The sequence below is a fragment of the Oleiphilus sp. HI0080 genome, from assembly GCF_001635135.1.
Genome location: NZ_LWFU01000376.1, coordinates 1 through 3,476, shown reverse-complemented (window position 1 = coordinate 3,476; position 3,476 = coordinate 1). Strand labels below are relative to the sequence as shown.

General features: G+C 47.4%; 5 protein-coding genes. 3 read left to right on the top strand and 2 right to left on the bottom strand.

What is annotated here, in order from left to right:
- On the bottom strand, positions 1 to 473 hold a 473-nt coding region (locus A3751_RS06050), incomplete at its 3' end, for a murein hydrolase activator EnvC (protein ID WP_156492281.1).
- 121 nt (positions 474 to 594) lie between these two features.
- Positions 595 to 2,133, bottom strand: coding sequence for a 2,3-bisphosphoglycerate-independent phosphoglycerate mutase (gpmI, locus tag A3751_RS06045; RefSeq protein ID WP_068453393.1), 1,539 nt, complete (start codon positions 2,131 to 2,133; stop codon positions 595 to 597).
- 150 nt (positions 2,134 to 2,283) lie between these two features.
- On the opposite strand from gpmI, the gene A3751_RS06040 reads away from it, so the two are divergent.
- The 3 genes from A3751_RS06040 to A3751_RS06030 all read left to right on the top strand — a co-directional run.
- Positions 2,284 to 2,700, top strand: a complete 417-nt coding sequence (locus A3751_RS06040) for a rhodanese-like domain-containing protein (RefSeq protein ID WP_068453391.1) — start codon at positions 2,284 to 2,286, stop codon at positions 2,698 to 2,700.
- A gap of 44 nt (positions 2,701 to 2,744) precedes the next feature.
- Positions 2,745 to 2,999, top strand: a complete 255-nt coding sequence (grxC, locus tag A3751_RS06035) for a glutaredoxin 3 (protein WP_068453389.1) — start codon at positions 2,745 to 2,747, stop codon at positions 2,997 to 2,999.
- A 164-nt stretch (positions 3,000 to 3,163) separates the two neighbouring features.
- Positions 3,164 to 3,476 (top strand): protein-export chaperone SecB (locus A3751_RS06030; RefSeq protein ID WP_197466203.1); only part of this gene is annotated, 313 nt, incomplete at its 3' end.

Here is a 3,476-nt window from a genome sequence, read left to right as displayed (position 1 = left end):
ACTTTTTCGCTGCGTGCTTTATGGACGTAATTGAAATACCCGAGGTAGCGCGATGAATCCTGAGGATTATTTTGATCTAGTAGCGCTTTTATCGCAGGTTGTCTTCCCTCGAGGTAAAGCGCGCGCAACTCATCAACGAGATAACTCTGTTGCGATCGGAGTGATTTTTTCTGTTCTCTGAGTTGGATGTTGAGCTCAGACAAGTCTTTGAGCAGGCCTGCAATATCGGCCTTGTTTTGCTTGATTGCGAGCGATGTTGTTGAAATTTCTTTTTCTTGTTCGCGCAATTTTGCAATCAGGCCGCTCTTCTCGCGGTTGGCATTCTTTAACCAAACGGAGATTTCGGAAATGCTTTTTTTGAGCTTTTTAAGCTGCTCTTCGGATTCTTCTTGGCTTGCTGCAAGGGCGGTTGGTGCTTCGAGCGATAGAGGAATAAGGAGTAGCCACGAACAAAAAGCAAAAATGCCAAGCAATGAAAATCTGGTTCTACGAAACGGAACGCTTGTTTCACTCCTTGGCACGGATAGGGGTTCTCTATGTTGGTTTGAATGATGGTTGGCAGAGCTAGGCAATATGTTGCCTAGCTCGCAAGCACTATTGCGCGATTAAGCTTGTTCCAGTCATTTCATCAGGAATTTGCAAATCCATCAACTCTAATAGCGTTGGCGCGACATCGCTTAACTTACCATTGTCCGATAGTGCGAGTGAGCGATCGCCCAGATAGACTAATGGCACGGGTGTTGTCGTATGTGCGGTATGTGCTTGGCCCGAATCTGGGTCAGACATTTGCTCTGCGTTTCCATGGTCAGCGGTGATTAGACCCTGGCCGTTCACATCTTCTAATGCTTTGGCCACTCTCGCGATGCATTGATCCAAACACTCGGCGGCTTTCATGGCCGCGTCGTATTTTCCGGTATGACCAACCATGTCACCATTTGCGTAGTTGCAAACGACGAGGTCATAGTCACCGGATTTAATCGCCTCAACCAATTTGTCGGTAACTTCAGGTGCGCTCATTTCTGGCTTGAGGTCGTAGGTTGCGACATCTGGACTAGGGATGAGCTCGCGTGTTTCCCCGTCATACAGAGCTTCGCGACCCCCGCTGAAGAAAAAAGTAACGTGCGCATACTTCTCTGTTTCCGCAATGCGTAGCTGAGTTTTACCTAGCGTTTGCATATATTCGCCAAGGCTGTTTGGCAGATCACTTGGCGGATATGCGCAACTGGTCTTTATATCGGCTGCGTATTCCGTAAGCATCACAAAATCTGCGAGGCACGGCACTTTCTTTCTGTCGAAGTCTTTGAAGTCGGCATCAACGAAGGCGCGCGTGAGTTCGCGGGCGCGGTCAGCTCGAAAGTTCATGAATAATACGGCATCGTTGTCGCAAATCTGAGCCGCTTCATCACCCTGTGCTTGAAGAGACGTGGTGCTAACGAATTCGTCGTTTTCATCGCGTTCGTAGGCGTCTTTCAGAGCGCTAATTGGGTCGTTGGCTTGATACTGCCCTTTTGCTTGAGTGAGCAGGTCGTAGGCGGCTTCAACGCGATCCCAGCGATTATCTCGGTCCATCGCATAATAGCGACCAACCATGCTCGCGATGCGTCCGATGCCTTTCTTACGCAAGATGCCTTCCAGTTTCTCTAATGAAGGTTGGGCGCTGCGCGGCGGCATGTCTCGTCCATCCAAAAAAGCATGAACGTAGACCTTCTTTGCGCCGCGTCTTTCCGCTAATTCAATAGCCGCAACAATATGATCTTCGTGGCTATGGACGCCGCCCGGGGAGAGAAGGCCGAGAAGGTGAACGGCACCGCCTTTTTCGACAGCCTTATCAACCGCATTGCAAAGGGCTGCGTTATCGTAGAATGTGTTTTCTTCGATGTCTTTAGTAATGCGAGTAAAGTTCTGGTAGACAATACGGCCTGCACCTAAATTCATATGACCGACTTCGGAGTTGCCCATCTGACCTTCTGGTAAGCCCACTGCCATGCCCGATGTTGCAATTAGAGTGTGCGGTTTCTCTGACCAAATTTGATCCCAAAAAGGCGTGTTAGCGTTGCGAATAGCGTTTGATTCGCTTTGTTCACGGTAGCCCCAGCCATCTAGAATAATCAGTGCCGTTGTGCGTTTTGCCATAGTGCTTCTGTCTCGGAGTTAAGCTTATCGATATTGGGTCGCGATTTTAGCCTTTCTTGCTCTTCTTGGCGACTTATTCAGCCTTTCTCGCTGTCTCAGAATCTACGGCTTGTGTATAATGCGCGCCGAAATGACAGAAAGGGTAAGGTAATGGATCGTTTGTTTGAGTTTGCCGGAAATCACTGGGAATTAGTGAGTGTCTTCTTTGCGCTGCTAGCTGCGCTTTGGTGGACAGAAAAAGCCAAGTCGGGGCAGAGTTTGTCGCCCATGGCTGTCACGCAGTTAATGAATAAGGGAGAGGCCGTTATTCTAGATGTGCGTGATAAGAAAGAGTTCAATGAAGGGCGTATTACAGGCTCCATTCACATTCCATTTACGGCATTGAAAACACGCATTGCCGAATTGTCGAGCCACAAAGACAAGCAAATTGTCGTGGTCGATAAAATGGGTCAACATTCTGGTACCGCGGGTAAATTGTTAAAAGCGGAAGGCTATGAAAACGTCGCAAGACTCTCAGGTGGAATTACCGAGTGGAAGTCTAGTCATATGCCTTTAGTGCGTAAATAGTTGCAAAGTTAGACTAAATAGTTATTTAAAAGAGAGTTCGCAGTATGAGCCAAGATGTCGTTATTTATAGTTCAAATTATTGCCCTTACTGTATGCGTGCAAAGTCGTTGCTGAAGAAAAAAGGCGTTGCTTTCAAAGAGTTGATTGTCGATGGTAATCCAAAGCTACGAAGCGAGATGGAGCAAAAGGCCGGTCGGCATACTGTTCCACAAATCTGGATCGGTAGCGCGCATGTGGGTGGCTGTGATGAGCTGTACGCGGCTGAGCGTGCAGGCAAGCTTGATAAGCTATTGGCTTAGCGGTCTCATCTTTTTGAGCAGTTTGCTGATAATCGTTGGATAAATTCGTCTTATCACGTAAAAAAGAGAGCTATGCACTCGCAGTGTTTGACGAGAGGTTTTAGTATTCGCATACCGAACGCGCACTCTTACGAGTCAAAGAAACAACTTTAAGGTTATAAAAGATGTCTGAGAATGAAAACCCAGTAGAAAACACGCAAGACGAAGCCGCAAAAGAGCAACCACAAGCTGGGTTTGCGATGGATAAGGTTTACGTTAAAGACCTTTCTTTTGAGTCGCCAAACTCCCCTGTTATTTTCACTAAGCAATGGCAGCCAAAGGTCAAGATGGACCTGAATACCAAGCACAACGTGATAGATCAGGATGTTCATGAAGTGTCTGTGACAATCACGCTTACGGTCACGGTTGAAGATATGACTGCATTTATTGTGGAAGTGCAGCAAGCGGGTATTTTCCGAATTTCAGGTTTGGAAGGTC

Coding starts and splice junctions, on each gene's coding strand:
- gpmI (WP_068453393.1), bottom strand. CDS start 2,133: ATGGCAAAACGCACAACGGCACTGATTATTCTAGATGGCTGGGGCTAC.
- A3751_RS06040 (WP_068453391.1), top strand. CDS start 2,284: ATGGATCGTTTGTTTGAGTTTGCCGGAAATCACTGGGAATTAGTGAGT.
- grxC (WP_068453389.1), top strand. CDS start 2,745: ATGAGCCAAGATGTCGTTATTTATAGTTCAAATTATTGCCCTTACTGT.